Here is a 238-nt window from a genome sequence, read left to right on the forward strand (position 1 = left end):
GGCGCGGCCGACGAACCGCCATCCGCCCTGGTCGGGGATGTTCCCGAGCTTCTTGACATCGACGTGGATCATCGCCCCGGGGTGGGGGTGCTCGTAGCGGCGCACCGGCTCCCCGGTCGCCCGGTCGACGTGGCCTAGCCGGCTGATGCCGCAGCGGCGTAGCCACAGGTGCACCGTGGAGGCCGCCAGCCCGAGCCGGGCGGCGATCTCGAGCTGGCCCAGGCGCTGCTTCCAGCGC

General features: G+C 73.9%; 1 pseudogene. It reads right to left on the reverse strand.

The features are described 5' to 3' along the window. Positions 1-238: pseudogene (locus tag QSK00_RS30360) on the reverse strand (IS481 family transposase); the annotation flags it as partial.

The sequence above is a fragment of the Actinomycetospora sp. NBRC 106378 genome, assembly GCF_030269685.1.
In the GTDB taxonomy this organism is placed as follows: Bacteria; Actinomycetota; Actinomycetes; order Mycobacteriales; family Pseudonocardiaceae; genus Actinomycetospora.